Below are 26,058 nucleotides of genomic sequence, written 5' to 3' on the forward strand. Positions count from 1 at the left end.
CCCCGTCGCCGACCGCGGGTTCGCCCGTGCCCACCGGTTCCGCCCCGCGGAACGACCGCCCCGAGCCGGCAGCGGCCCGTGCGTCCTTCCAGGAGATGTGGCGTGACCTGGCGCCCATCGGCCGGCACCCCGCATCCCGCGGCTACCGCCGCTACGCCTGGACCGCCGCCGACACCGACTGCCGGGCCTGGTTCAGGGACCAGGCCGAGACACGCGGCCTGACGTACGAGGTCGACCGCAACGGCAACCAGTGGGCGTGGCTCGGGGACCCGACGGCCGGCGACGCCGTCGTCACCGGGTCGCATCTCGACTCGGTGCCGGACGGCGGCGCCTTCGACGGGCCCCTGGGCGTGGTGTCCTCCTTCGCCGCCCTCGACGAACTCCGCGCCCGGGACGTCACGTTCACCAAGCCGCTCGCCCTCGTCAACTTCGGTGACGAGGAGGGCGCCCGCTTCGGCCTCGCCTGCGTCGGCTCCCGGCTCACCGCGGGCCGGCTCACCCCGGAGCAGGCCCACCGGCTCACCGACGGCGACGGGATCAGCCTCCCGCAGGCCATGGAGGCCGCCGGTCACGACCCCGACGCCATCGGCGCGGACCCGGAGCGGCTCGCCCGTATCGGCGCCTTCGTGGAGCTGCACGTGGAGCAGGGGCGCGCCCTCGACCTGAGCGGGGACCGGGTCGGCCTGGCCAGCGCCATCTGGCCGCACGGACGCTGGCGGTTCGACTTCCGGGGCGAGGCCAACCACGCCGGCACCACCCGCCTCGTGGACCGGCGCGACCCGATGCTGCCGTACGCCGAGACCGTGCTGGCCGCCCGCCGCGAGGCCCGGCTCGCGGGCGCCGTCGCCACGTTCGGCAAGATCTCCGTCGAGCCGAACGGCGTCAACGCCATCCCCTCCCTGGTGCGCGGCTGGCTCGACTCCCGGGCCGCCGACCAGGCCGCCCTCGACACCGTGGTCGGCGGTGTGGAGAAGGCCGCCCGCGAGTACGCCGAGAGCCACGGCATCGACCTGGACGTCGTCCGTGAGTCGTTCACGCCGGTCGTCGAGTTCGACCACGCCCTGCGCGACGAACTCGCCCGCATCCTCGGCAGCGACACGGACCTCAAGGTCCCGGTCCTGGGCACCGGCGCCGGACACGACGCCGGAATCCTCTCCGGGACCATCCCGACCGCCATGCTGTTCGTGCGCAACCCCACGGGTGTCTCGCACTCCCCGGCCGAGTTCGCCGCCGAGGACGACTGCGTGGCCGGGGTGCACGCCCTCGCCGACGTACTGGAAGGACTGGCCTGCCGGTGACCCCCACGCAGCGGACACGGACGTACTGGCTGGAGCACGCCTGGCTCGACACGAACGTCGAGCCGGGCGTCGCCCTCACGGTGTCGACCAGCGGCTCCGCCGCGGGTCCGGGCGGCCGGATCACCGCCGTCCGCACGGGCGTCGACACCCCGCCGCCCGGCGCCGAGATCCTGCGCGGCCTCACCCTCCCCGGCCTGGCGAACGCCCACAGCCACGCTTTCCACCGTGCCCTGCGCGGCACCGTCCAGGTCGGCTCCGGCACCTTCTGGACCTGGCGCGAGGTCATGTACTCGGTCGCCGACCGGCTCACCCCGGAGACCTATCACCAGCTGGCCCGCGCCGTGTACGCCGAGATGGCGCTGGCCGGCATCACGGCCGTCGGCGAGTTCCACTACCTGCACCACGCCCCCGGCGGCACCCCCTACGCGGACCCCAACGCCATGGGCGAGGCCCTGATCGAGGCCGCCGCCGACGCCGGTGTCCGGATCACCCTCCTCGACACCGCCTACCTGTCCGCCGGCTTCGGACAGCCCCCCAACGCCCACCAGCTCCGCTTCTCCGACGGCGACGCGGACGCCTGGGCCGAACGCTGTTCACTTCTCAAGGAACGGGATCACGCGAGGATCGGGGCGGCGATCCACTCCGTACGGGCCGTGCCCGCCCGGCAACTGGCGACCGTGGCGCGCTGGGCCGAGGAGCGCCGGGCGCCGCTGCATGTGCACCTGTCCGAGCAGACCGCCGAGAACGACGCCTGCCGCGCGGCCCACGGCCGCACGCCCACCCAGCTCCTCGCCGAGCACGGCGTCCTCGGGCCGCGCACCACCGGCGTCCACAACACCCATCTCACCGACGAGGACATCGCCCTCCTCGGCCGCTCCTCCACCGGCACCTGCATGTGCCCGACGACCGAACGGGACCTCGCCGACGGCATCGGCCCGGCCGTCGCCCTCCAGGCCGCGGGCTCGCCGCTCTCCCTCGGCTCCGACAGCCACGCCGTCATCGACCTGCTCGAAGAGGCCCGCGCGATGGAGCTGAACGAGCGGCTGCGCACCCGCACCCGGGGTCACTGGACGGCCGCCGCCCTGCTGCGCGCCGCCTCCGCCGACGGCCACGCGGCCCTCGGCAACCCGGACGCGGGCACCCTGGAGGCCGGCGCGGCCGCCGACTTCACGACGATCGCGCTCGACTCGGTCAGGACGGCGGGCCCGGTGCCCAGGCTCGGCGCCGAGACGGCCGTATTCGCGGCGACCGCGGCGGACGTACGGCACACGGTCGTCGCCGGGCGTCACGTCGTACGCGACGGGGCGCACACGCTCGTACCGGATGTGCCGCAGGCCCTCGCGCGGGCCGTGGCAGCCCTGCACGCCTAGCGACCACCACCGGCCCCCGCCCCCACGAGGACACGACGATGAGCAGCAGCACCGGCACGACCACCGTCATCACGAACATCGCCACGCTGGTCACCAACGATCCCTCCCTCGGAGGCGGATCCCCCCGGTCGAGCAAATTCGAGAGCGGGGGAGGCTCCCCGCTGGGTCTGGTCCGGGACGCGGCCGTCGTCATCGAGGGCGACCGCGTCGTGTGGACCGGTGAATCAAGCAAAGCACCCGCCACTGACAACCGGGTCGACGCCGGCGGCCGGGCGGTCCTCCCGGGCTTCGTCGACTCCCACTCCCACCTGGTCTTCGCGGGCGACCGCACCGAGGAGTTCAACGCCCGGATGTCGGGCCGCGGTTACACGGCGGGCGGCATCCGCACGACGGTGGCGGCCACCCGGGCGGCCACCGACGAGGAACTCGAGGCGAACCTCACCCGTTTCCTCTCCGAGGCCCTCCGCCAGGGCACCACGACCTTCGAGACCAAGTCGGGCTACGGCCTGACGGTCGCCGACGAGGCCCGCGCCCTGCGCCTCGCCGCCGCCCACACCGACGAGGTCACCTACCTCGGCGCGCACATCGTCTCCCCCGACTACGCCGACGACCCGGCCGGTTACGTGGCCCTCGTCACCGGCGAGATGCTCGACGCCTGCGCCCCGCACGCCCGCTGGATCGACGTCTTCTGCGAGAAGGGCGCGTTCGACGGCGACCAGGCCCGCGCGATCCTCACCGCGGGCAGGGCGAAGGGACTGCACCCCCGCATCCACGCCAACCAGCTCTCCTACGGGCCCGGCGTACAGCTGGCGGTCGAACTGGACGCGGCCAGCGCCGACCACTGCACCCACCTCACGGACGCGGACGTGGACGCCCTCGCGAGCGGCGCCACGGTGGCCACGCTGCTGCCCGGCGCCGAGTTCTCCACCCGGGCGGAATGGCCGAACGCCCGCCGGCTGCTGGACGCGGGCGTCACCGTCGCCCTCTCCACGGACTGCAACCCCGGCTCGTCGTTCACCTCGTCCGTGCCGTTCTGCATCGCGCTCGCGGTGCGGGACATGGGGATGACACCGGACGAGGCGGTGTGGTCGGCGACGGCGGGCGGCGCCGCGGCCCTGCGCCGCACGGACGTGGGACGCGTGAGCCCCGGCGCCCGTGCCGACCTGACCCTTCTGGACGCCCCGAGCCATGTCCACCTGGCCTACCGGCCCGGCGTGCCGCTCGTCTCGGGGGTGTGGCGGCGCGGCGTACGGGTCGTCTGATCCGGAGCCGCCTTCGGCCCCCGGTCCGCCACCGACCGGCCCCATCCGGTGCCGAGGAGCACGAGCACCGCGCCCACGAAGCCGAGCCACCCCGGCCGGTCGCCGGCCAGCGCGATGCCCACGGCCGCCGCCCACACCGGCTCGGTGCCCAGCAGCAGGCTGACCCGGGACGGCGAGGTACGGCGGACCGCCCACATCTGGACGAAGAACGCGAACAGCGTGCAGAACACGGAGAGGTAGACCAGCCCCAGCCAGTCGCCGCCGTCGAAGTCCGCCGCGGCCGCCCACGGCGAGGCGCCCGCCCCCGGAAGCGCCACCAGCACCGCGAACACGGCGACCGCGGAGCCCAGTTGGACCGTCGTCAGCGACAGCGCGTCGGCGCCGCGCACCGAGTCCATGCGTGCCATGGCCAGCACGTGCACGGTACGGGCGACAGCGGCCCCCAGCATCAGCAGATCGCCCCCGGACGGAGCGGTGAATCCGGCGCCCTGCGTCAGCAGCGCCACGCCGAGCACCGAGAGCCCCGCCGCCGCCAGGAACGCCCCCGGCAGCCGCACCCCGCGCACCCGGCTCTCCGCGAGCGGCGTGAACACCATGGTCAGACTGATGATCAGCCCGGCGTTGGTCGCGGAGGTGTGCACCACACCGTAGGTCTCCAGCAGGAAGATCCCGGCCAGGATCAGCCCCAGGATCCCGGCCCCGCGCCACTGCGGCCCGCTCAGCGCGCGCAGCCGCCGCCACCCCACGACCACCAGCACCGGCAGCACCACGGCGAACCGCAGCACCAGCACGGCCGGCACGGTGTCCGCCGTGGTGACGCCCTTGGCGGCGAGATAGCTGGAGCCCCAGACGACGGCGACGAGCAGGACGGGAACATCGGCGAGCCGCCCGAGCGCGGAGGGACCGGCAGGCGCGGCGGGGGAGGCAGATGAGGCAGGTGAGGCCGAGGCAGGGGAGTCGGGCATGGGGCTCCTCATGAGCAGATGACGTGGCTGGCCCAGCGGCTCTGCTGGTCAGAGGGCTGAGCCAGAGTAGTCACCGGCGGGAATCCGGCCAGTGGGTTTCCACCATGAGGACACCGGACACCGGACACCAGGTACGAGGCAGCAGACGCGGACACCAGGTACGAGGCAGCAGACGCGGACACCGCCAGGCACCGGGCACCGTGTCCTGTGCTCAGGCCGCCCCCGCCCGCCACAGCTGGTCGCCGTCCTCGTCCAGCGGCTCCAGGGACACCCCGCCGCCCGCGTCCGCCGTCAACGCCGTCAGGATCGCGATCTCCGGGCGGACGGTCCCGTCGCCGTCCACGGTGAACCGCAGGTTCGCCCCGTGATCGCCTTCCACCGAGGCGCACTCCCACACTCCCACGCCCTTCTCCACGGATCCCCTGCTGTCCAGGCAGAAGTCCTGGTCGGCGTACGACTGGAGCACCCCGCGCGCCGTGTCCACCCGCCACCGCTGGCTGGGCGAGGCGGTACACGGGACCGTGACCACGTCCGTGCCGTTGTCGAAGTCGCCCGCCACCTCCAGACAGCGCCCGGTGGCCGCGTTCACGACCTGGGCGTACGTCCCGCCGGGCGCGCGGGTCGGTGAAGGCGTGGGCTTCGGCTTCGGCGGGGTGCTCGTGCGGGAGGGGGACGAACTCGGCGTCGGGGAAGGCGAGGGGGAGCCGGGGGCGGAGGCGGGCGGCGCGGAGACCGTCGCCGTCACGGTCACCGGCGGGAGCGCCGACGGGCCGGTGACGACCGCGCCCGCCGCATCCCGGGAGTCCCCCGAGTCCCCCGAGTCCCCCGAGGTCAGCAGCAGGGCCACCGCCAGCGGTACCACCGCCACCCCCAGCGCGGCCGAGGCCAGCGCCACCCGCCGCGACGGTCGTCTCGGGGCCGCCGGTCCCCGGCCGCCGGACGGCTGCCGGTCGTCCCTCACGTACGCCGACCCGCCCCACACCAGCAACCCCTCCGCCAGCACCCCGCGAGGATCGTCGCGCAGCGCGCGCTGCTCCTCGTGGGCGGTCGCGCAGTGCGGGCAGTGCGCCATGTGGGCTTCGAGGTCGGGGCTGTGCCGCGGGCCGTCCGGACGTACGGACTGCTCGATCAGCCGGCGGAAGTCCCCGCAGCGCGGGTCGTCGGAGGCGGCGAGCCGGTGCCGGAGGCAGGCCTGGGCCAGAAGGTGGAGGGCGGGGCCCGTGCCGTACGTGACGTCCTCGGGGGTCAGGCCGAGCAGCGCGGCCGTCCGTTCGGCGGGCTCGCGTTCCACGACGCCGTACCAGACGAGGCCCTGCGTGCGGGAGGGCACGGAACGGAACGCGGCGAGCAGGGGCGGCACCGGGCCGCCGGGGCCGGCCGTGTTGAGGACGAGCAGCAGTCCCGCGTCCAGGCCGCCGGCCCGGTCGTCGAGGGCCCAGTGGGCGGCCACCTGCCCGGCCAGCAGCAGGAGTCGGTGCCGCCAGGACCCGCCGGGGTCGTTGCCGCGGGCCGTCTCCCGGGCGGCGAGGGTGAACGCCTCGGCCGCGAGACGCCGCGCCGCCGGTTCGCCGGTCGTGCAGCGGCGGGCGTAGGCCAGGACGGCCGGGTGGTGGCGGGCGCGCAGTGCGCGCAGCGCCGGGTACGCGGTGGCGGGGGCGGCGCGGAGCCGGTCGGTGAGGTACGCGTCGGAACCTTCGGCGCTCAGGTCGTCGCGGTCACCGTCGCCGTCGGCACGGGCCATGGGGGTCGCCTCCTCGCCGGACGTGCCGTGCGTCCGGTTGCTGACGTACCGGTCAGTCTGTGGTGGAGGTGACCCTAGTGGCCCAGGGGGTTCCGTGGGGAGGTTTCCGGGGGTAACAAGAGGGGGCGCAAGCGGGCGGCCGGGGTGACACCGGCGTCCGTGTCCGGGAGAGCACCCGGACACGGACGGGACGGGTCACTCCTCGACCGTCAGCCCCTTGCGCAGCCGCACCAGGGTCCGCGACAGCAGTCGCGACACGTGCATCTGCGAGATGCCGAGCTCCTCGCCGATCTCCGACTGGGTCAGACCGGCGACGAAACGGAGGGACAGGATCTGCCGGTCGCGGGCCGGGAGTTCGGCGATCAGCGGCTTCAGCGACTCCACGTACTCGATGCCTTCGAGTCCGTGGTCCTCGTAGCCGATGCGGTCGGCGAGGGCGCCTTCCGAGTCGTCCTCCTCCGGCTGCGCGTCCAGCGACGAGGCCGTGTACGCGTTGGACGCGGCCATGCCCTCGACGACCTCCTCGTTGGAGATGCCGAGACGCTCGGCCAGCTCCACGACGGTGGGCGCCCGGTCGAGCTTCTGGGCCAGTTCGTCGCCCGCCTTGGCCAGGTCGAGCCGGAGCTCCTGAAGCCGGCGCGGGACGCGCACCGACCAGGACGTGTCGCGGAAAAAGCGCTTGATCTCGCCGATGATGGTTGGCATCGCGAAGGTCGGGAACTCGACGCCGCGCGACAGCTCGAAGCGGTCGATCGCCTTGATCAGGCCGATGGTGCCGACCTGGATGATGTCCTCCATCGGCTCACTGCGGGAGCGGAACCGGGAGGCGGCGAACTTGACCAGGGCGAGGTTCAGCTCGACGAGGGTGTTGCGCACGTACGAGTACTCGTACGTGCCCTCCTCGAGGGACTCGAGCCGCGCGAACAGGGTCTTGGACAGGGCCCGTGCGTCGACGGCTCCGACCTCGTCGTACGGGGGGATCTCCGGAAGTCCGGCGAGGGCGTCGGTGGGGTCGACGTCCGGTGCCGCGTCCTGCGCGATGGGTTCCAGATGTTCTTGTTCCGGAGGGGGTGTCGACGTCGCTCCGCGGGTAGGCGGTGCGTCGAGCCGGGGTGACATGATGTCCTCCATCGTTCTCGGCGTATGGCCGCCGAAGCCGTTGAGTGCACTGCGGTGTGCGGCGCCTCCAAAGCCGGCCGTGTCGGTTACGTGCTTCTCCTAGCCCTACCCGCTTTACTTGCCCCGCCGCAAGTGCATTTTGTCCCACTATGTCCGTTTGTGTGTGATTGTTCGGGTGTTGAGGTGCGGGCCGAAGGCGTAGGGTGCGAGGGCGTCAGCAAGCAGTCAACGACCCCAGGAGAAGAGACGGCATGGACCGCGGGACGGTCGGCAGCGCACAGTCTGGCCGGCTTCTGGTCGAGGTGCGGCAAGAGGGCTCCAGCGCCGTGGTGACCCCGGCGGGTGAGTTGGATCACCACACCGCCGATCTGTTGCGTGAGCCACTCGAGGACTGCCTCTCCAAGGGGACCAGTCGCCTCGTGGTGGACTGCACGCGTCTGGAGTTCTGCGACTCCACCGGGCTCAACGTGCTGCTCGGCGCCCGCCTGAAGGCGGAGGCGGCCGGCGGCGGAGTCCATCTGGCGGGCATGCTGCCCGTGGTGGCGCGGGTCTTCGAGATCACCGGCGCGGACGCGGTGTTCACCGTGCACGCTACGGTCGAGGCGGCCCTGAGCGACGGGCACGACGAGCGTGACGCGGACGGCTGAGCTTCGCCGTCCGCCGGTAACGGGTGCGAACGGACGCGAACGGGGGGTGTTCCGGCGGCTCTCTCGGGCAGGAGACATCCTGAGCCCGAACATGTCGGCGGCGACGCCGACGCGAACGCCGTCCGTCCGCGTACGGACTTGTAGTGATCCGACCTGTGAATGGTGAACCGGTGAATCGGGGAATCGGTGAGGTGAAGCGCTGATGAGCACCACCCGGCCTTGTTCGCCGGGCGACCGCGGCCCGGAGCCCGACGACGCTCCTGGGGCGTCCGAGGGGCGCGCGCCTGGAGCCGCGGTGTCCGAGGAGGGCGCGGCGACCGCGGTGTCCGAGGAGGGCGCGGCGACCGTGACGTCCGAGGAGGGCGCGGCGACCGTGACGTCCGGCTCGCCGGGCGGCCGCCAGGTACGCCGGCTGAGCTTCGACGACGCCAGTGGGGTCGTCCCGCTCGCCCGCGACTTCGCCCGCCAGGCGCTCTACGCGTGGGCCTGGCTGCCCGCGGACACCGCCGACCGGCGGGCCGCCGCGGAGGACGTGCTGCTGGTCGTCTCCGAGCTGGTCACCAACGCGTGCCTGCACGCCGAGGGGCCGGACGGGATGGTCCTCACCTGTGACAACAAGGTGATCCGTGTCGAGGTCTCGGACCGCGGCGCGGGTCAGCCGGCCCCCCGCACCCCGCACCGCGCGGGCCGCCCCGGCGGCCACGGCATGTTCATCGTCCAGCGTCTCTGCCTGGACTGGGGCGTCGTACGGACCCCGGACGTCACGGGCAAGACGGTCTGGGCGGAACTGGGCGCCCCGGCCTGACCGTTCGAGGCCCGGGAACCTTCCGCTCCTCCCGGGCCCCTTTCCCTTCCCGGACCCGCTCTTGGCCGACCGGGCCCACTTCGGGTTGGACCGGGCCCCGGTGTCCCGCTGTCCCGGGGGAGGTAACGGAAGAGCGGGACCGGCCTTTCTGAAGTGGCGTCGGCGTCCCGAAAGCACGGTCGCCGTCAGGAACGACTCGGCGCCGGCGGTTCCGTACGTCCTCGAAACCCCCTGAACCCGCGCGCCGGATCGCCACAACTCCGGCGCGTACGTTCTCTTCCCTCCTCATCGCCCCGGGCGTACCTTGACGGCTCAATCTGATGCCTCGTCAGTAAGGGCGGGGCGGTGGGAGTGAGGGGACGGGACCGTGTCGAACCGGAAACGAACCGCCGCGCTCGCGACTGCCGCGGCCCTGGCCGGCTCGGCGGTGTGGATGGCCGCCCCCGCGGCCATGGCCGAGGTCGTGAACGTCAACTACGCCTGCAAGACGCCCATCGGCGACAAGAGCGCCGTATCGCCCATCGACATCAAGGGCGTCAGGAGCGGCAGCAGCTACAAGATCACCATGTCCTGGCAGAAGGGCGTCTCCTCCAGCCCCGTGGAACTCGGCGCGGGCTCCATGAAGCCGAGCGCCACGATCAAGCTGGGCGGCGCCGACAGCGGCACCCTCGAGGTCACCGGCCCCGCCAACCAGGCCGCGATCCCCGAGAACACCCCCATCAAGATCAACGACCTGAGCGGCACGTACACCCCGAAGAAGACCGGCAAGGTCACCTTCACGGCCGGCGTGCTCACCATCAAGGCGCTCGGTACGACCACCACCTGCACGCCCGCCAACAACGCCGGCCCCTCGCTGACCCTCGACGTGACCGCGTCGGGCGGCGGGAGCACCACGAGCGGCGGCACCACGAGCGGCGGCACCACGAGCGGCGGCGGTTCCGGCGGCGACCTTCCGCAGACCGGCCCCGAGGACTCGGCCATCGCCCTCGGCACCCTCGGCGGCACGGTGCTGCTGGCGGGCGCGGCCGGCACCCTGTGGCTGACCCGGCGGGGCCGGACGGCACGCGTCCACCGCTGACCGTCCCCCTCGTACGAGTGCTGGAGCCGCCGATGCCGTACGCCGCCGCCCGTGCCCTGCTGCTCACCCTGCCGCTGCCGCTGCTGCTCGCGACCACCCCGGCCGCCTCCGGCGGCTGGTCGGTCGCGCCCTCCGGTGGGGGACGGCCGTCCTTCTACGCGGAGGGCACGCCCGGGGCGGTGCTCCGGGACACGCTCGCCGTGACCAACCGGGGCACGCAGCCGCTCACCGTACGGCTGCGCGCCACCGGCGACGGCCTTCGGGTCGCCTTCGCCGAACCGGCTCTCGGCGTCCCCGCCCGCACCCGCGCCGAGGTGCCCTTCACGGTGACGGTCCCGGCGGACGCGCCGCCCGGCGACCGCGCCGGCGAGCTCCTCGTACGGGATGCCGCCGGCCGGGAGTCCACCGTCCGGCTGCTGATCCGGGTCGGCGGCCCGGAGCTGGCCGCGCTGACCGTCGAGCACGTGGCCGTGCGCGGCGACCGCATCGTGTACGAGCTGGTCAACCGCGGCACCACGGCGCTCGTCCCACGGCTCGCCGTGCACGCGGACGGCGTCCTCGGCGCCGTCCTGGACCGCGCCCCGCGCACCCTGCCCGTCCGGCTGCCCCCGGGCCGCCGCCTCGCGCTCGACGAACCGTGGCCCGACCGCCCGGCCCTGGACGCCGTCACCGTCCGCCTCACCGTGACCGCGCCGGGCGCGGCGCGGGCCACCGGGCGGGCGTCGGCGCGGTTCGTGCCGTGGGGCACGGCGGCGGCCACGGCGGCCGGCGCGCTGTCGGTCGCGGCGGCCGCGGTGGCCGTACGGCGACGCGGACGCCGGACGGCCGCGGCCCGGTCCGCGGCGAAGGGAGTACCGGCATGAGAGGCACCCCCCGGATCCTGGCGCTGCTGCCGGCCCTGCTCCTGCTGCTCCCGCTCTCGCTGCCGGCGGCCGGCACGGCCGTCGCCGCGGAGGGCGGACCGGCCGTCATCCTCTCGGCGTCGCAGGCGGGGACGGGTGGTTCGATCACCGTCAGCGGTACCGGCTGGCGGTCGCGCACGCTGCTGATGCTGCTGGTCTGCGGGCAGGCGACACCCTCCCGGGGCGTGGTCGGCGGCACCAACTCCTGTGCCAACGCCGACGGACGCGCCGTCACCACCGACGCCGACGGCCGCTTCAGCCGGGCGCTGCCGGTGACCGAACCGCCGGTGCCGTGCCCCTGCGTGGTGCACGTGGCCACCGCGACCGGAGCGAAGGCGCAGGCCGACGCGGTGTTCCAGGTGGCCGGACACCCGGTCGAACCGCTTCCCGCGCAGACGACGGGCGGACGCCTCTCCGTGCTCACCGACACCCGGCTCGACGGCTCCGGCGGTCTGCTGACCTGGTTCGGCGCGCCGCCCTCCCGCACCCTCGCCTTCACCGTCGGCAACGTGGGCACCGCGGCCGTCGAGAACCCCGTCTTCCAGGTCGGCACCGCCCACGGGGTGTTCTCCCCGCAGTGGGACGAGCGGCAGTGGCACGGCACGCTCCGCCCCGGCGAGAAGGCCCGTGTCGAACTGCCCGTCGAACTCACCGCGGGCGCCCACGGGGACTACACCGTCTCCCTGAAGTACGGCGGGAAGGTCCTCGCCGAACAGCCGTGGGGGGTGGGCCGCCCCTGGGGGGTGACCCTGTTCTGGATCCTGCTCTGCCTGGTGGTGCCGGCGGCGGTCTTCCGCATCGGGATGGCGGTGGTGGACCGGGTGCGCCCGCGCCACGCCGTCCGACGGCCCGCGCACCTCCCGGGGCACGGACGCAGACGCAGGACGGCGGTCACACTCCCGAAGCCCGCACCCCCCACCCCGAACGCGACCCTGCCGTGGTTCACCCCGGACACCGGTCCGGGCCCGGCGGGCCGGCTCTCCGCACCGCACGAAGACCATCCGACGAGTCCCACGACTCCCACGACTCCCGGCAGGAAGGGATCCACGTGAGTGAGAGAGCCGTATCACCTGACCGTGCGCCCGCGCGGAAGAGAGCGGCAGCGGCGGGCGCCGCCGTCCTGATCACCGGGGCGGCCGTCCTGCTGGGCGTGAGCGCCGGGCAGGCGCAGGCCGCCGAGGTGGCCTACGCCACCAAGTGCGTTCCGCCCGCGGGCATCGGCCTGCCCGACGTCAACGGCACCACCAAGGTCGAGATCACGGCACCCGCGACGGCGAAGGTCGGCGACACCGTCGACGTCGTCTGGAAGTTCACCCAGGCCGCGTCGAAGAACCCCGACATCATCGACCTGCCCGCGAACTCGGTCCAGCCGTCCGGCACCTTGAAGGCGGCCGGCGCGCAGACCGCCGACATCGCGCTGCAGGGGCCGCGCGAGAACCCGGCGATCCCCAAGGGCGGTGCGATGACGCTGTCCGACATGAAGGGCACGCTGAAACTGACGGCGGCCGGACAGGTGACGCTGACCCCGGACGCGTACGTCGTCAACGCGCTGTCCACGGACACCAAGTGCGCCCCGACGGAGGCCGTGCAGCCGGCGGCGACCATCACCGTGACCGCGGGGGAGAGCGGTTCGGGTTCGGGCTCGGGCTCGCCGAGTACGTCCCCCGACCCCTCGGAGAGCGCGAGCCAGTCACCGTCGCCGAGCGGGTCCGGCACACCCAGCACCTCCCCGTCGGCGTCCGCGACCGGCGGTGGCCAGACGGACTTCACCGGCAAGGTCGTCGACATCCCCTACACCTGCCAGTCGCCGATCGGCGAGAAGAAGGCGACCTCGCCGATCCAGATCAACGCCAAGAAGAACGGCGGGAGTTACGACCTCACCGTGCAGTTCAAGAAGTCGGTCATGGACAGCCCGATCGACATCCCGGCCGGCAAGGTGAAGCCGACCATGCAGATCGTGCTGGGCGGCGCGGACGAGGGCTCGGTGACGGTGGAGGGCCCGCTGAACTCCGCGCCGATCCCGCAGAACGACCCGATCGAGATCCCGGACCTCACGGGCGTCTACAAGCCCGGCGCGACCGGTGAGTCCACACTCTCCCCGGGCGTCCTGACGATCGAGGCCATGGGCACGACCACCACCTGCACTCCGGACAGCACGGCCGTCTCGCTCACCCTGGACACCGCGGAGCAGGCGAGCGGCGCGTCCGGCGGCAGCGGCTCCTGGTCGTCCTCGGGCGGGTCCACGTCGACCGGCGGCGGCCTCGCGGAGACGGGCTCCGGAGACCACGGCACCCTGAAGGCCCTGGGCCTGGTGGCGGGCACGGCGATCCTGCTGGGCGGCGCGGTGTTCACGTTCATGCCCAGGAGAAGGGCGAGCTGAGCCGCGCGGCGACGAGAACGGCGAAGGAACGACGGAGGGCCGCCGTACCCACGCGGGTACGGCGGCCCTCCGGCAGACACGGGAGCGGACGTCAGTGGACGTCGCCCATGAGCGCCTTGACCTTCTTGCGGTACATCCACACCGCCACACCGGCGATGACGGCGAGCACCGCCTCCAGGGCCACTATGCCCGTCTTGTTGAGGTCGACGCCGGCGATGGACAGCAGACCGGTCGTGGCGTCACCGGCGGTGACGGCCAGGAACCAGACGCCCATCATCTGCGAGGCGTACTTCGCGGGAGCCATCTTCGTGGTGACCGACAGGCCGACCGGGGAGAGCGTCAGCTCGCCGACGGTCTGCACGAAGTAGATCGCCGCCAGCCACAGCGCGGCCGCCTTGTGACCACCCTCGGCGATCGACAGCGGGGCCAGGAAGAGGAAGAAGGACGCGCCGACCAGCACGAGTCCCATCGCGAACTTCGTCGCGGTGCTCGGCTCCTTGCCGCGCCGGGCCAGGGCCAGCCAGGCCCAGGCGAAGAGCGGGGCCAGCGCCATGATCAGGACCGGGTTGACCGACTGGTACCAGGAGACCGGGAAGTCCCAGCCGAGAACGCTGTTCTTCGCCGAGGAGTCGGCGAACAGGGACAGCGTCGAGCCACCCTGGTCGTAGATCATCCAGAACACGGCCGCGGCGACGAAGAACCAGACGTACGCGGTCAGCTGGGACTGCTCGGCGCGGTCCAGTTCCTTGTCGCGCTTCATCCGGGCGATGACGACGACCGGGATGATCAGACCGGCGACGGTGATCGGGACCAGCAGCCAGTTCAGCGTGTAGACGCCGGAGACGCCGACGACGGCGTAGAAGACGATCGCGACGGCCGCCCAGAACGCGGCCTTGCGCAGGGTGGCCGCCTTCTCCTGTGCGGACAGCGGCGTGGGGACGACGTCCGAGCGGGAGCTCAGGTGGCGGCTGCCGAGCAGGAACTGGGCGAGGCCCAGGCCCATGCCGAGCGCGGCCAGCGCGAAGCCCAGGTGCCAGTTGACGTTCTCACCGATGGTGCCGATGATCAGCGGCGCGGCGAACGCGCCCAGGTTGATGCCGATGTAGAAGAGCGTGAAGCCACCGTCGCGGCGCGGGTCGTCGGGCCCGTCGTAGAGGTGGCCGACCATCGTCGAGATGTTGGCCTTGAGCAGGCCGGAGCCGATGGCCACCAGGCCGAGGCCCCCGTAGAAGGTGCCGGCGTTCGGCAGCGCGAGGGTCAGATGGCCGAGCATGATGACCGCGCCGGCGACGGCGACGGTCTTGCGGGGGCCGAGCACGCGGTCCGCGAACCAGCCGCCGGGCAGGGCGAGCAGGTACACGAGCGACAGATAGACCGAGTAGATCGCGGTCGCGGTCGCCGCGCTGAGGTGCAGGCCGCCGGGAGCGACCAGGTACAGCGGGAGCAGTGCCCTCATGCCGTAGTAGGAGAAACGCTCCCACATCTCGGTCATGAAGAGAGTGGCCAGTCCGCGGGGGTGGCCGAAGAAGGTCTTCCCGGAGCCGGGGGTGCCCGGGCGGACCGAGTCCTTCGTCAGGCTGGACGCCATGTCGTTCCTTGCTGCTCGGGACGCGCGCCGCAGTGGAGCGTTGCGCGCCCGGTGGGGGGCGGCCGGCACCGGCGGGCCGTGTCGTCCACCCCCACGCCCCGGGGGAGTCCGCTCCGGGTCTCGGAGCGGCGGACGGCGACCACCGGGATCCACGCCCCCTCGCGTCGGGGGCCCGGCCACAGGTCATTCCTTTCGAGGCCGGCGGGGACCGGCCCGCACACAAAGGAGACCTTCAGCGTCAAGTCCGACCGCCGAAGGTCCATGCGTGCTACAGGCGTTACTTCACCATACGACAGCACAACGCCTGATATGGAAGGACTTGAGACACGGATCACAGGTGATCAAGGAACCGTGGGCGGTGTTTTGAAGGTGTGCCCCAGGATGCCATCCCTCGACCGTAGGTCCGTACCAAGATCGACGGGGGGACGGGTCCCCGCTCGGCATGCCGTCTGTCCGGCATGTCCGTGAGTAAGAAACAGCTGGGCGATCACACTTCGGCCGCCGCCCGGCGCCGACTACCATCAGCTCATGACCCGTGTACTGCTCGCCGAGGACGACGCGTCCATCTCGGAGCCGCTGGCCCGCGCCCTGCGCCGGGAAGGTTACGAGGTCGAGGTGCGTGAGGACGGCCCCACCGCGCTGGACGCCGGAATGCAGGGCGGCGTCGACCTGGTCGTGCTCGACCTCGGGCTGCCCGGCATGGACGGTCTGGAGGTGGCCCGGCGACTGCGCTCGGAGGGCCACGCCATCCCGATCCTCATCCTGACCGCGCGCGCCGACGAGGTGGACACCGTCGTGGGCCTGGACGCGGGCGCCGACGACTACGTCACCAAGCCCTTCCGGCTGGCCGAGCTGTTGGCCCGGGTCCGGGCCCTGCTGCGGCGCGGCGCGTCCGAGCCCCAGCAGCCGCCCGCCACGCACGGTGTGCGCATCGACGTCGAGTCGCACCGCGCCTGGATGGGCGAGGAGGAACTCCAGCTCACGGCCAAGGAGTTCGACCTGCTGCGGGTCCTCGTCCGCGACGCGGGCCGGGTCGTCACCCGCGACCAGCTGATGCGCGAGGTCTGGGACACCACCTGGTGGTCGTCCACCAAGACCCTCGACATGCACATCTCCTGGCTGCGCAAGAAGCTCGGCGACGACGCGGCGAACCCCCGGTACATCGCCACCGTGCGCGGTGTCGGGTTCCGCTTCGAGAAGAGCTGACGCCGCCGCTGGGGTCGGCCGGCGGTGCGCGTCGCGTCGTCGGGTGCGGGCCGTGGGGCCTCTCGCGCAGTTCCCCGCGCCCCTGGGCCGGGCGCCGCACCGGTCTTGTGAAGTAACCGTCCGGAGGGCTCCGTGCGTCGCCGTCTCATTCAGTCCACCCTCGCCGTCGTGCTCGTCGTCATCGCCGTCTTCGGGGTGTCCCTCGTCATCGTCGAGACCCGCACGATCAGCAACAGCGCCCAGGAGCGGGTGGACTCCGAGGCGCTGCGGCTGGCCAGCATCGTCGACAGCCGGCTGGTGGGCTCGGAGAACGTCACCGCCGACATACTGCGCGACCAGGTCACGCAGGACCGCTACGCAGAGATCCGGATCCCCGGCCGGACGGTCATCCAGGTCGGCACCAAGCCCCAGGGCGATGTGATCAAGGCGTCGGCCCGGGGCGAGGAGGGCGAGACCATCCTGGTCCAGGAGCCGCGCTCCACGGTCACCCGGGAGGTCGGCCGCACGCTGCTGATCATCGGCCTGGTGGCGCTGCTCGCGGTGATCGCGGCGGTGCTGCTGGCCATCCGCCAGGCCAACCGTCTCGCCTCCCCGCTGACCGACCTCGCGGAGACGGCGGAGCGGCTGGGCTCGGGCGACCCGCGGCCCCGGCACAAGCGGTACGCCGTCCCCGAGCTGGACCGGGTCGCCGACGTCCTCGACGCGTCCGCCGAGCGCATCGCCCGCATGCTGACCGCCGAGCGCCGCCTCGCGGCGGACGCCTCCCACCAGCTGCGCACGCCGCTGACGGCCCTCTCCATGCGGCTGGAGGAGATCACCCTCACCGACGACCCGGACACCGTGAAGGAGGAGGCGACGATCGCCCTGACGCAGGTGGAGCGCCTGACGGACGTGGTCGAACGCCTCCTGACCAACGCCCGGGACCCCCGCACCGGCTCGGCGGTCACCTTCGACCTCGACGAGGTCATCCAGCAGCAGCTCGCCGAGTGGCGCCCCGCCTACCGCGGCGTGGGCCGGGCCATCGTCAGCTCCGGGAAGCGAAATCTGCGGGCGGTGGGCACGCCCGGCGCGGTCGCGCAGGTGCTGGCCGCCCTGATCGAGAACTCCCTCATGCACGGCGGCGGCACGGTGGCGCTGCGCACCCGTGTGACCGGCAACCAGTCCGTGGTCGAGGTCACCGACGAGGGCCCCGGGGTCCCCGCCGATCTGGGCGCCCGCATCTTCGAGCGGGCCATCAGCGGCCGCAACTCCACGGGTATCGGTCTCGCGGTGGCCCGCGACCTGGCGGAGGCCGACGGCGGCCGTCTGGAGATGCTCCAGGCCCAGCCCCCGATCTTCGGGCTGTTCCTGTCCCGTACCGCCCCGCAGAAGCGGACCGCGGAGGACGGCGGACCGACGGTCAGGTAGGAACCGGCGGACGGGTAGCACCGGCGGTCGGGTGGCACCCGGCGATCAGTTAGCACCCGCGAGCCGCTCGGGCACGGCCTTTTCCGGCCGATCCTGCGTGCGGCCGGACCTGTGCCCGGCCGATCCCGCGCCCGGCCGGTCAGCCGACCCGCTGTCCCGCCCTCGGCTCGGGCCCCCGGGACTGCTCGGTCACCGTCAGGAACGACTCGGCGCCGGCCACGGCCTCTTTGGCGGGCAGCGTCCGGAAGACCCACGTCCGGTACGACCAGAACCGGAACAGCGTCGCGATCCCGATGCCGACGAACTTGAACACGTTGCTCTGGATCGGGCTGTCCCAGCCGAAACCGTAGGTCGCCGCGAACAGCAGGCCGTTCTCGATCACCAGTCCCACCGCGCTGAACAGCAGGAACAGTGTCAGTTCCTTCGTCCGCCCGCTCTTGTCGCGGTCACGGTAGGTGAAGTAGCGGAACCCCACGTAGTTGAAGACGATCGCCACGACCGTCGCTATGACACTGGCCCGCACCACCTGAAGGTCGGTGAGGTGCCGGACGAGATTGAAGACTCCGAGGTTGACCAGCAGCCCCGCGCCGCCCACGGCTCCGAACTTCGCGAGCTCGCGGACGACCCTCCTCAGCCCCGAGGAACCATGCGCCATGGTCGTACAGGCCCCCGTCCGGGATCGGTTTCGTCAACCCAGCCATGCTAACCACCACTCTTCTCGGTTTCCTGTGGTCCGGCTCACGGGCCGGTGACCAGCAGGGGAGAAGCGGGGAAACGGTCGGTATGAGGCGGGAAAGTTCCCGGTAAGAGGCACGGAATTCGGCCGCGGTGGCGTGGCCGATACCCTGGGGTCGTGACGTTCCCGGTAGTCGGCATGGTCGGCGGGGGCCAGCTCGCTCGTATGACACACGAGGCGGGCATCCCGCTCGGCATCAGATTCAAGCTCCTCAGTGACACCCCACTGGATTCCGCGGCGCAGGTCGTGAGCGAAGTCGTCATCGGCGACTATCGCGACCTCGACACGCTCCGCGAGTTCGCGCGCGGGTGTGACGTGATCACCTTCGATCACGAGCACGTACCCACCGAGCACCTCAGGGCGCTGGAGGCGGACGGCATCCCCGTCCGCCCGGGCCCCGACGCGCTGGTGCACGCCCAGGACAAGGGGGTGATGCGCGCGCGGCTCGACGCGATCGGCGTCCCGTGCCCCCGGCACAGGATCGTGACCGACCCGGCCGACGTCGCCGCGTTCGCCGCGGAGGGCCTGGCCGAGGGCGCCGAGGGCGACGGCTTCCCGGTGGTCCTCAAGACCGTCCGGGGCGGCTACGACGGCAAGGGCGTGTGGGTCGTCGGCTCGGTCGAGGAGGCCGCGGACCCCTTCCGGGCCGGCGTCCCCGTCCTCGCGGAGGAGAAGGTCGACTACGTCCGCGAGCTCGCGGCCAACGTCGTCCGTTCGCCGCACGGTCAGGCGGTCGCGTACCCGGTGGTCGAGTCGCAGCAGGTGGGCGGCGTCTGCGACACGGTGATCGCCCCCGCGCCCGGCCTGGACGGGACCCTCGCCCTGCGGGCCGAGGAGATGGCGCTGCGGATCGCCAAGGAACTGGACGTGGTCGGCCACCTCGCGGTCGAGCTCTTCGAGATCCGCAACGAGGACGGGACGCCCGGTGTCCTCGTCAACGAGCTGGCGATGCGCCCGCACAACTCCGGCCACTGGTCGATGGACGGCGCGATCACCTCGCAGTTCGCCAACCACGTCCGCGCCGTCCTCGACCTCCCCCTCGGCGACCCGCGCCCGCGCGCCCCGTGGACGGTCATGGTCAACGTCCTGGGCGGCGACTACCCGGACATGTACTCCGCGTACCTGCACTGCATGGCCCGCGACCCCCAGCTGAAGATCCACATGTACGGCAAGGACGTGAAGCCCGGCCGCAAGGTCGGCCACGTCAACACCTACGGCGACGACCTGGACGACGTCCTCGAACGCGCACGTCACGCAGCCGGTTACCTGAGAGGCACGATCACCGAATGAGCCCTGCCCACCCGTCGCCCGACCACCGCCCCTCGACGAGCGCTGACGCGCCCCCCTTCCCATCGGTCGGCATCGTCATGGGTTCGGACAGCGACTGGCCCGTCATGGAGGCCGCCGCTCAGGCCCTCGACGAGTTCGAGATCGCCTACGAGGTCGACGTCGTCTCGGCGCACCGCATGCCGCGCGAGATGATCGCGTACGGCGAGCAGGCGGACGGGCGCGGGCTCAAGGTGATCATCGCGGGCGCCGGCGGCGCCGCCCACCTCCCCGGCATGCTCGCCTCCGTCACCCCGCTGCCGGTGATCGGCGTCCCCGTGCCCCTGAAGTACCTGGACGGCCTGGACAGCCTGCTGTCGATCGTGCAGATGCCGGCCGGCGTCCCGGTCGCCACGGTCTCGGTGGGCGGCGCCCGCAACGCCGGGCTGCTGGCCGCCCGCATCCTCGCCACCCAGGACGAGGAGCTGCTCGCCCGGATGCGGGACTTCCAGCAGGAGCTGAACGACCAGGCCACCGAGAAGGGCAAGCGCCTGCGCGCCAAGGTCGAGGGTTCGAACGGCTTCGGTTTCGGAAAGTGACGGAGATGACCTCACTGGACGCGGCCCGCGAGCTGCTGCGCGAGTTCCCTGTCGTCGACGGCCACAACGACCTGCCCTGGGCGCTGCGCGAGCAGGTCCGCTACGACCTCGACGCCCGCGACATCTCCGGCGACCAGCACGACCACCTGCACACCGACATCCCCCGGCTGCGCGCGGGCGGGGTCGGCGCGCAGTACTGGTCCGTGTACGTGCGCGCGGACCTGCCCGACGCGGTCCCGGCGACGCTGGAGCAGATCGACTGCGTGCGGCGGCTCATCGCCCGCCACCCGGAGGACCTGCGCGCCGCGCTGACGGCCGCCGACATGGAGGCGGCGCGCGCCGAGGGCCGTATCGCCTCGCTCATGGGGGCGGAGGGCGGCCACTCCATCGCCAACTCGCTCGGCACCCTGCGCGGCCTGTACGCGCTCGGCGTGCGCTACATGACGCTCACCCACAACGACAACGTGGACTGGGCCGACTCCGCGACCGACGTGCCCAGGGCCGGCGGCCTGTCCGCCTTCGGCCGCGAGGTCGTGCGCGAGATGAACCGCGAGGGCATGCTGGTCGACCTCTCGCACGTGGCGGCGACGACGATGCGGGACGCGCTCGACACGACGTCCGCGCCGGTGATCTTCTCGCACTCCTCCGCACGGGCGGTGTGCGACCACCCGCGCAACATCCCGGACGACGTCCTCGGACGTCTCCCCGCCAACGGCGGCATGGCGATGGTGACCTTCGTGCCGAAGTTCGTCCTCCAGGCGGCGGTCGACTGGACCGCGGCCGCCGACGACAACATGCGCGCGAACGGCTTCCACCACCTCGCCACCACGGCCGAGGCGATGAAGGTCCACCGGGTGTTCGAGGAGACGAACCCCCGCCCGGTCGCCACCGTCGCCACGGTCGCCGACCACCTCGACCACATGCGCGAGGTCGCCGGCATCGACCACCTCGGCATCGGCGGCGACTACGACGGCACCGCCTTCACCCCCGACGGCCTCGACGACGTCTCCGGCTACCCCAACCTGATCGCGGAGCTCCTCGACCGCGGCTGGTCCGGGCCGGACCTCGCCAAGCTGACCTGGCGGAACGCGGTACGCGTACTCGGCGCGGCGGAGGACGTGGCCCGCGGCCTTCAGGCGACCCGGTCGCCGTCCCACGCGACGATCGGGTCGCTGGACGGCTGAGCCGGCCCGTCGGTCAGGGCGGGGTAGTCGGTGTAGCCGACCGCCCCGCCCACGTACATCAGGTAGCGGTCCCGCAGCGGGTTCAGCGGTGCCCCCTGCCGCAGCCGGGCGACCAGGTCGGGGTTGGCCAGGAACGGCCGTCCGAGGGCGACCAGGTCGGCCCCGGCGGCGAGCAGCCGGTCGACCGCGCGGGAGACGGCGTCCGTGGTGAGTTCCGTCAGCACGGGGTTGGCGACGAGCGTCCCCGGCCACTCGGCCCGGATCCGGCGGAACAGCGGCGCGTCCGGCTCGGCGTACACCACGTGCAGATACGCGAGCCCGAGGCCCTTCAGCCGCTCGACGAGCGCCGGGTAGAGCTCCGCCGTCTCGTCGTCGTCCTCCTCGATGCCGTTGAAGGTGACGCCGGGGGAGATCCGTACGCCCACCCGCTCCGCGCCGATCTCCGCGGCGACCGCCTCCACCACCTCCGCCGCGAACCGGATCCGCCGGGCGACCGAGCCGCCGTAGGCGTCGGTGCGGTGGTTGGTGTTGCCGGCCAGGAACTGGTGCAGCAGATGGCCGTTGGCGGCGTGCACCTCGACGCCCTCGAACCCGGCGTCGAGCGCGTTGCGGGCGGCCGAGGCGAAGTCGGCGACGGTGGCGTCGATGTCGTCCGGGCCCATCTCCCGGGGTGTGACGGCGGGCCGGTGGCCGTCCGGCGTGAAGATCGTCTCCGGCAACGGGACGGGGGAGGGGGCGACGGGCGTCAGCCCGCTGGTCGCCGGATGACTCACCCGCCCCCCGTGCTGGAGCTGGAGGAACATCCGCCCGCCCGCGTCCCGTACGGCGTCCGTCACCCGCCGCCATCCGGCCACATGCCCGGGCCGGTGGATCGCGGCGATGTTCGGATACGTCTGTCCGACCGCGTTGGGCGTCGCGGCCTCGGCGATGATCAGGCCGGCGGACGCCCGCTGGGCGTAGTAGGCGACCATGAGGTCGCCCGGGGTGCCGTCGGCGGCGGCGCGGTTGCGGGTCAGGGGGGCCATGACGAGACGGTGGGGGAGGGCGAGCCCTCCCAGCCGGAACGGGGTGTCCTTGGTCGGTGTCATGGCGGTACCGTAGAAGTTGACACTGATGTCAGGTTCAAGTCCTTCCGGAACCGGGGCGGCCATGCGGATCGGTGAACTGGCGCGGCGCACGAACGTCAGCGAGCGCTCCCTGCGCTACTACGAGACCCAGGGGCTGCTGACCGCCGACCGCACCCCCGGCGGGCACCGGGACTACCCGGAGCGGGCCGTCGACCGGGTCGTGCTCATCCAGGAACTGTTCGCGGCCGGGCTGCACAGCACCAAGATCGCCCAGCTGCTGCCGTGCATGCGGGACTCCGACGGAGGCCCGTCCGCCGTCGCCACCCCCCGGCTGGTGGCCGACCTCACCGCCGAACGCGACCGCATCGACCGGACGATCGCGGATCTGGTCCGGTCCCGGGACACCCTGGACGAGGTCATCCAGGTGGCCGAGGGCACCTGACCGGCGCGTCCGTACCCCGAACGCCCCGCCCACCAGGAAGCCGGCCGGCCCGCGTGCGACGGTGACCGTACTGCTGATCGACGTACGGAGACCGCCATGGCCGACCTCCATGACGAGCCGCACGCCCTTCCCGAGGTCGGTGAGCTCGACGACGCGGCGCAGCCGTCCCCGTCCGGCCCGCACCCGTCGCTCACGGCCGAGGAAGCTGCCGAGGCCCTGCGAGTCGTTCAGGCCGCCCAGGAGCCCGAGAGCACCCCGCTGGAGCGCGCCCGCGCCCTGCTCGCCGCGCACCCCGTCGCCGACGGCTACAGCGGACTGCCCACGGCCCTGCGCCACCTGCCCTGGTACGACCTCCGGCTCGGAGACAGCGCCGTCGGCACGGACGTGCCCCGGCTGCGCCAGGGCGATGTCGGCGCGCTGCTGTGGTCACTGCACCTGCCCGACGGCCTCGCCGCCGGTGGCCGGGCCATCGCGGGCACCCTGGAACAGGTGGACCTCGTCTGGTCGGTGATCGCCGCCCACCCCGAGGCGCTGCGGCTCGCCCGCAGCGCCGGGCAGATCATCGACGCCCGCCACTGCGGCCGCGTCGCCGTCGTCCTGGGCCCGGCCGAGGCCGCCGCGCTCGACGACTCCCTGGGTGTCCTGCGCGTGCTGCACTCCCTCGGGCTGCGCGTCCTCACCCTCGCCGGCACCTCCTGGGCGGGCGAGGCGGGGCTGACCCGGTTCGGCGAGGAGGTCGTCCGCGAGATGAACCGGCTCGGTGTGCTCGCCGACCTCTCCGGCGCCTCCGACCGCACCGTGGGCCGCGTCCTCGGCCTCTCCAGGACACCGGTCCTGTTCACCCGCTCGGCCGCCCGCGCGCTGCGCCCCCACCCCGCCAACCTGTCGGACGAGACGCTCGCCGGACTGGGCGCGGCCAGGGGACTGTGCCTGGTGCCGCTGACCGCCGAGCAGACCGGCCCCGGCCTCCGGGACGTCGCCGACCACCTCGACCACGTCCGCGCGATCGCCGGTCCGGCCTGCGTCGGCCTGTCCGGCACCTACGACTCGGGCGCCGCCCACCCGCAGGGCCTCGCCGACGCCTCCGGCTACCCGCACCTGATCGCCGAGCTGCTCCGCCGGGGCTGGCCGGAGACCGACATCGCCCTGCTGACCTGGGGCAACGTGCAGCGTGCCCTGCGCACCGCCGACTTCACGGCCCGGGCGGCCCAGGAGCGCAGGGAGCCGTCGACGGCGAGGATCGCGGAGCTGGACGGCAGGGCCGCAGGGTAGAACCGCCGGACGGGTCCGCCGGGCAGGGCCGCCGGAGGGCCCCCGGGTCGTCCGACAGGGCCGCCGGACGGGGCCGCTACGGGTGCTCGGTCCGGCAGAGGCAGAACGGATGCCCCGCCGGATCGGCGTACACCTGGAAGTCCTTCTTCTCCCGGTCCTCCAGGTCCAGCGGCCGCGCGCCCAGCGCCAGCACCCGCTCGTGGGCCGCGTCGATCTCCGCCCAGGTGGCGCCGCCGTCGAGATCGAGGTGGAACTGCTGAGGATTGCGGTCGGCGCGCGGCCACTCCGGCGGGGTGTACCCCTCCACCTGCTGGAACGCGATCCGGGGACCGCCGGGGACGCGCAGGACGATCCAGTCGTCCTCGCCGTCCTCGGCCTCGGGCGTACCGCCCAGGACCGCCGCGTAGAAATCGGCGAGCGCACGCGGGTCGGGACAGTCGAGGACGACGGAACGGAAGCGGGCGACGGGCGGCATGGAATCCTCCTGGCTCGAGCGCGGTACAGGGCTTCGGCAGTCGTGCGGGCCGCGGCGATGGTGTGTGCTGCGGTCGTGGTGCGGGCTGTGACGATGGTGCGTGGTGCGTCGCGCGGGCTGCGGCGGTGGCGCGGGCTGGGGCCGTAGGACGGCTTCAGCAGGCGCACAGGCAGAACGGGTGCCCGGCCGGGTCCGCGTAAACGCGCCAGCCGCGCGAGCGGTCCTCCGCGTCCAGCGGCTTCGCGCCCAGCGCCAGCACGCCCCGCTCGGCCGCGTCCAGGTCGTCGACGGTCAGGTCCAGATGGAACTGCTGCGAGTTCTCGGGCGCGGGCCACGCGGGCGGTACGAACCCGGGGGCGGCCTGGAAGGCCAGCGACTGGCCGCCGGGCACCTTCACGTCGAACCAGTCCCCCTCGCCCTCGACGCTGCCGCCCAGCACCTCGGCGTAGAAACCGGCCAGCGCTCCCGGGTCGGGACAGTCCAGAACGACCGTACCCAGCTTGGCGAGAGCCATGACTTCCTCCTGGTGATCGGGATGGTTACCCCTAGAGGCGGATAACCAGTAACGGTTACTGCATGCTGCCGCATTGGCGGTAACGTCGCAAGCATGAATGACCGATCGGCCGCACCCGGCGGCCTGGCCCTGGTCGAGTCCCTGGTGAACACGCTGGACCTCGAGTCGGGCGCGGACGCGCTGGACACGGCGGAGGGCCGGGCGCGCTTCGGGCTGCCGGAGAGCGCCGACGGCGCCGGGGACACCGACGGCGCCGCGGGCGAGGTGGCGCGCGCCCGCGAGCTGCGCGAGTCCCTGCGCGCGGCCCTGCTGGCGCACGCGGGCCATCCGCCGCACCGCGCGGTGACCCCGCTGGGCGAGCTGCTGGCGTCGGCCCCCCTGCTGGTGACGGTCGACGAGCACGACGGCTCCGCCCGCCTCACCCCGTCCGGCCCCGCCCCCGCGGCCTCACTGCTCTCCCGTACGGCCGCCGCGGTGGCGGAGGCGCTGATCGCGGGCACCTGGACCCGGCTGAAGGCCTGCGAGGCCGCCACCTGCCACTGGGCGTACTACGACCGCAGTCCGGCGGGCCGGGGGCGCTGGTGCTCGATGCAGGTGTGCGGGGCGCGCGCGAAGATGCGCCGGTACCGGGCGAAGTAGTTCACCGGCCGAGGCACAGGCCGGTGGTGCAGAATGCAGCAAGACGCCGGTTCGGCCGACTGAGCCTCGGCCGAACCGGCGTCGCTCCGTAGGCCT

Annotated in this window: 25 protein-coding genes; 17 read left to right on the top strand and 8 right to left on the bottom strand. The window is 73.0% G+C overall.

The genetic code is table 11. The annotated features are described in order from the left end of the window. Positions 1-95: 95 nt before the first annotated feature. The 3 genes from ABT070_RS31660 to hutI are packed head-to-tail and all read left to right on the top strand — an operon-like array spanning position 96 to position 3,930. A complete protein-coding gene (locus tag ABT070_RS31660; protein WP_451101923.1) occupies positions 96-1,298 on the top strand; it encodes an allantoate amidohydrolase in 1,203 nt (400 codons plus the stop codon). Then, positions 1,295-2,668: a formimidoylglutamate deiminase gene (locus ABT070_RS31665; RefSeq protein ID WP_351765608.1), complete on the top strand. Its 1,374-nt coding sequence runs from the start codon at positions 1,295-1,297 to the stop codon at positions 2,666-2,668. Before ABT070_RS31660 ends, ABT070_RS31665 begins: the two co-directional genes overlap by 4 nt. 38 nt (positions 2,669-2,706) lie before the next feature. Beyond that, positions 2,707-3,930 (top strand): imidazolonepropionase, encoded by a 1,224-nt coding sequence (gene hutI / locus ABT070_RS31670; protein ID WP_351765610.1) that lies wholly within the window; start codon positions 2,707-2,709, stop codon positions 3,928-3,930. Here hutI and ABT070_RS31675 read toward each other — a convergent pair. The 3 genes from ABT070_RS31675 to ABT070_RS31685 all read right to left on the bottom strand — a co-directional run bounded on the left by ABT070_RS31675 (position 3,870) and on the right by ABT070_RS31685 (position 7,767). Then, entirely contained in the window at positions 3,870-4,895 is a 1,026-nt protein-coding gene (locus ABT070_RS31675; protein ID WP_351765612.1) for a DMT family transporter, read from the bottom strand. The genes hutI and ABT070_RS31675 overlap by 61 nt on opposite strands. A gap of 211 nt (positions 4,896-5,106) precedes the next feature. Next, complete coding sequence (locus tag ABT070_RS31680) at positions 5,107-6,636, bottom strand: ricin-type beta-trefoil lectin domain protein (RefSeq protein ID WP_351765614.1); 1,530 nt, start codon at positions 6,634-6,636, stop codon at positions 5,107-5,109. Between the two features lie 195 nt (positions 6,637-6,831). Next, positions 6,832-7,767, bottom strand: coding sequence for an RNA polymerase sigma factor SigF (locus ABT070_RS31685; protein WP_351765616.1), 936 nt, complete (start codon positions 7,765-7,767; stop codon positions 6,832-6,834). A gap of 239 nt (positions 7,768-8,006) precedes the next feature. On the opposite strand from ABT070_RS31685, the gene ABT070_RS31690 reads away from it, so the two are divergent. The 6 genes from ABT070_RS31690 (at position 8,007) to ABT070_RS31715 (ending at position 13,567) form a co-directional block, all read left to right on the top strand. Further along, positions 8,007-8,402, top strand: a complete 396-nt coding sequence (locus ABT070_RS31690) for an STAS domain-containing protein (RefSeq protein ID WP_351765618.1) — start codon at positions 8,007-8,009, stop codon at positions 8,400-8,402. A gap of 202 nt (positions 8,403-8,604) precedes the next feature. Beyond that, positions 8,605-9,207 carry an ATP-binding protein gene (locus ABT070_RS31695; RefSeq protein WP_351765620.1) on the top strand — a complete coding sequence of 201 codons (603 nt, stop codon included), beginning with the start codon at positions 8,605-8,607 and terminating at the stop codon, positions 9,205-9,207. 367 nt (positions 9,208-9,574) lie between these two features. After that, positions 9,575-10,285, top strand: a complete 711-nt coding sequence (locus ABT070_RS31700) for an LPXTG cell wall anchor domain-containing protein (protein WP_351765622.1) — start codon at positions 9,575-9,577, stop codon at positions 10,283-10,285. A gap of 32 nt (positions 10,286-10,317) precedes the next feature. Continuing rightward, entirely contained in the window at positions 10,318-11,148 is an 831-nt protein-coding gene (locus tag ABT070_RS31705; RefSeq protein ID WP_351765624.1) for a COG1470 family protein, read from the top strand. Further along, the gene (locus tag ABT070_RS31710) at positions 11,145-12,239 is read left to right on the top strand and encodes a hypothetical protein (protein ID WP_351765626.1); all 1,095 of its coding nucleotides are present in this window, start codon (positions 11,145-11,147) and stop codon (positions 12,237-12,239) included. The genes ABT070_RS31705 and ABT070_RS31710 overlap by 4 nt, the downstream gene beginning before the upstream one ends. 68 nt (positions 12,240-12,307) lie before the next feature. Continuing rightward, the gene (locus ABT070_RS31715) at positions 12,308-13,567 is read left to right on the top strand and encodes a hypothetical protein (RefSeq protein ID WP_351765705.1); all 1,260 of its coding nucleotides are present in this window, start codon (positions 12,308-12,310) and stop codon (positions 13,565-13,567) included. 91 nt (positions 13,568-13,658) lie between these two features. Here ABT070_RS31715 and ABT070_RS31720 read toward each other — a convergent pair whose 3' ends face one another. Beyond that, entirely contained in the window at positions 13,659-15,155 is a 1,497-nt protein-coding gene (locus ABT070_RS31720; RefSeq protein ID WP_351765628.1) for an oligopeptide:H+ symporter, read from the bottom strand. 528 nt (positions 15,156-15,683) lie between these two features. On the opposite strand from ABT070_RS31720, the gene ABT070_RS31725 reads away from it, so the two are divergent. Both ABT070_RS31725 and ABT070_RS31730 read left to right on the top strand, forming a co-directional pair. Further along, positions 15,684-16,361 carry a response regulator transcription factor gene (locus ABT070_RS31725; RefSeq protein ID WP_020128522.1) on the top strand — a complete coding sequence of 226 codons (678 nt, stop codon included), beginning with the start codon at positions 15,684-15,686 and terminating at the stop codon, positions 16,359-16,361. Between the two features lie 132 nt (positions 16,362-16,493). Continuing rightward, positions 16,494-17,768, top strand: a complete 1,275-nt coding sequence (locus ABT070_RS31730) for a sensor histidine kinase (protein WP_351765630.1) — start codon at positions 16,494-16,496, stop codon at positions 17,766-17,768. A gap of 139 nt (positions 17,769-17,907) precedes the next feature. Here ABT070_RS31730 and ABT070_RS31735 read toward each other — a convergent pair whose 3' ends face one another. Next, entirely contained in the window at positions 17,908-18,423 is a 516-nt protein-coding gene (locus tag ABT070_RS31735; RefSeq protein ID WP_351765632.1) for a GtrA family protein, read from the bottom strand. Between the two features lie 198 nt (positions 18,424-18,621). Between ABT070_RS31735 and ABT070_RS31740 the strand changes: the two genes are divergently transcribed. From ABT070_RS31740 to ABT070_RS31750, 3 genes are all read left to right on the top strand, one after another. Then, positions 18,622-19,794: a 5-(carboxyamino)imidazole ribonucleotide synthase gene (locus tag ABT070_RS31740; RefSeq protein WP_351765634.1), complete on the top strand. Its 1,173-nt coding sequence runs from the start codon at positions 18,622-18,624 to the stop codon at positions 19,792-19,794. Positions 19,795-19,871: 77 nt separating this feature from the next. Further along, entirely contained in the window at positions 19,872-20,369 is a 498-nt protein-coding gene (gene purE, locus ABT070_RS31745; RefSeq protein WP_351765706.1) for a 5-(carboxyamino)imidazole ribonucleotide mutase, read from the top strand. A 5-nt stretch (positions 20,370-20,374) separates the two neighbouring features. After that, positions 20,375-21,553 carry a dipeptidase gene (locus ABT070_RS31750; protein WP_351765636.1) on the top strand — a complete coding sequence of 393 codons (1,179 nt, stop codon included), beginning with the start codon at positions 20,375-20,377 and terminating at the stop codon, positions 21,551-21,553. Here ABT070_RS31750 and ABT070_RS31755 read toward each other — a convergent pair. Beyond that, positions 21,502-22,641 (bottom strand): alkene reductase, encoded by a 1,140-nt coding sequence (locus tag ABT070_RS31755; RefSeq protein WP_351765638.1) that lies wholly within the window; start codon positions 22,639-22,641, stop codon positions 21,502-21,504. The two genes, ABT070_RS31750 and ABT070_RS31755, sit on opposite strands and share 52 nt — an antisense overlap. A 61-nt stretch (positions 22,642-22,702) precedes the next feature. Here ABT070_RS31755 and ABT070_RS31760 point away from each other — a divergent pair, with 61 nt between their 5' ends. After that, on the top strand, positions 22,703-23,062 hold the full coding sequence (locus tag ABT070_RS31760; RefSeq protein ID WP_351765640.1) for a MerR family transcriptional regulator: 360 nt from the start codon (positions 22,703-22,705) through the stop codon (positions 23,060-23,062). Between the two features lie 96 nt (positions 23,063-23,158). Next, complete coding sequence (locus ABT070_RS31765) at positions 23,159-24,334, top strand: dipeptidase (protein ID WP_351765642.1); 1,176 nt, start codon at positions 23,159-23,161, stop codon at positions 24,332-24,334. Between the two features lie 76 nt (positions 24,335-24,410). Here ABT070_RS31765 and ABT070_RS31770 read toward each other — a convergent pair whose 3' ends face one another. Next, positions 24,411-24,809 (bottom strand): VOC family protein, encoded by a 399-nt coding sequence (locus ABT070_RS31770; protein WP_351765644.1) that lies wholly within the window; start codon positions 24,807-24,809, stop codon positions 24,411-24,413. 154 nt (positions 24,810-24,963) lie between these two features. Next, complete coding sequence (locus tag ABT070_RS31775) at positions 24,964-25,323, bottom strand: VOC family protein (protein ID WP_351765646.1); 360 nt, start codon at positions 25,321-25,323, stop codon at positions 24,964-24,966. Positions 25,324-25,416: 93 nt separating this feature from the next. Here ABT070_RS31775 and ABT070_RS31780 point away from each other — a divergent pair, with 93 nt between their 5' ends. Continuing rightward, on the top strand, positions 25,417-25,962 hold the full coding sequence (locus ABT070_RS31780) for a CGNR zinc finger domain-containing protein (RefSeq protein ID WP_351765648.1): 546 nt from the start codon (positions 25,417-25,419) through the stop codon (positions 25,960-25,962). Positions 25,963-26,058: the final 96 nt, after the last annotated feature.

It is taken from the genome of Streptomyces sp. NPDC002884 (assembly GCF_040295245.1).
GTDB lineage: Bacteria > Actinomycetota > Actinomycetes > Streptomycetales > Streptomycetaceae > Streptomyces.

Excerpts from the sequence above, each read along its gene's own strand:
- ABT070_RS31660 (WP_451101923.1), top strand. The coding sequence starts at position 96 with ATGTGGCGTGACCTGGCGCCCATCGGCCGGCACCCCGCATCCCGCGGC.
- ABT070_RS31760 (WP_351765640.1), top strand. The coding sequence starts at position 22,703 with ATGCGGATCGGTGAACTGGCGCGGCGCACGAACGTCAGCGAGCGCTCC.
- ABT070_RS31720 (WP_351765628.1), bottom strand. The coding sequence starts at position 15,155 with ATGGCGTCCAGCCTGACGAAGGACTCGGTCCGCCCGGGCACCCCCGGC.
- ABT070_RS31710 (WP_351765626.1), top strand. The coding sequence starts at position 11,145 with ATGAGAGGCACCCCCCGGATCCTGGCGCTGCTGCCGGCCCTGCTCCTG.
- hutI (WP_351765610.1), top strand. The coding sequence starts at position 2,707 with ATGAGCAGCAGCACCGGCACGACCACCGTCATCACGAACATCGCCACG.
- ABT070_RS31755 (WP_351765638.1), bottom strand. The coding sequence starts at position 22,641 with ATGACACCGACCAAGGACACCCCGTTCCGGCTGGGAGGGCTCGCCCTC.
- ABT070_RS31750 (WP_351765636.1), top strand. The coding sequence starts at position 20,375 with ATGACCTCACTGGACGCGGCCCGCGAGCTGCTGCGCGAGTTCCCTGTC.
- ABT070_RS31770 (WP_351765644.1), bottom strand. The coding sequence starts at position 24,809 with ATGCCGCCCGTCGCCCGCTTCCGTTCCGTCGTCCTCGACTGTCCCGAC.
- ABT070_RS31780 (WP_351765648.1), top strand. The coding sequence starts at position 25,417 with ATGAATGACCGATCGGCCGCACCCGGCGGCCTGGCCCTGGTCGAGTCC.
- ABT070_RS31775 (WP_351765646.1), bottom strand. The coding sequence starts at position 25,323 with ATGGCTCTCGCCAAGCTGGGTACGGTCGTTCTGGACTGTCCCGACCCG.
- ABT070_RS31685 (WP_351765616.1), bottom strand. The coding sequence starts at position 7,767 with ATGGAGGACATCATGTCACCCCGGCTCGACGCACCGCCTACCCGCGGA.
- ABT070_RS31675 (WP_351765612.1), bottom strand. The coding sequence starts at position 4,895 with ATGCCCGACTCCCCTGCCTCGGCCTCACCTGCCTCATCTGCCTCCCCC.
- ABT070_RS31725 (WP_020128522.1), top strand. The coding sequence starts at position 15,684 with ATGACCCGTGTACTGCTCGCCGAGGACGACGCGTCCATCTCGGAGCCG.
- purE (WP_351765706.1), top strand. The coding sequence starts at position 19,872 with ATGGGTTCGGACAGCGACTGGCCCGTCATGGAGGCCGCCGCTCAGGCC.
- ABT070_RS31680 (WP_351765614.1), bottom strand. The coding sequence starts at position 6,636 with ATGGCCCGTGCCGACGGCGACGGTGACCGCGACGACCTGAGCGCCGAA.
- ABT070_RS31705 (WP_351765624.1), top strand. The coding sequence starts at position 10,318 with ATGCCGTACGCCGCCGCCCGTGCCCTGCTGCTCACCCTGCCGCTGCCG.
- ABT070_RS31690 (WP_351765618.1), top strand. The coding sequence starts at position 8,007 with ATGGACCGCGGGACGGTCGGCAGCGCACAGTCTGGCCGGCTTCTGGTC.
- ABT070_RS31765 (WP_351765642.1), top strand. The coding sequence starts at position 23,159 with ATGGCCGACCTCCATGACGAGCCGCACGCCCTTCCCGAGGTCGGTGAG.
- ABT070_RS31695 (WP_351765620.1), top strand. The coding sequence starts at position 8,605 with ATGAGCACCACCCGGCCTTGTTCGCCGGGCGACCGCGGCCCGGAGCCC.
- ABT070_RS31735 (WP_351765632.1), bottom strand. The coding sequence starts at position 18,423 with ATGGCGCATGGTTCCTCGGGGCTGAGGAGGGTCGTCCGCGAGCTCGCG.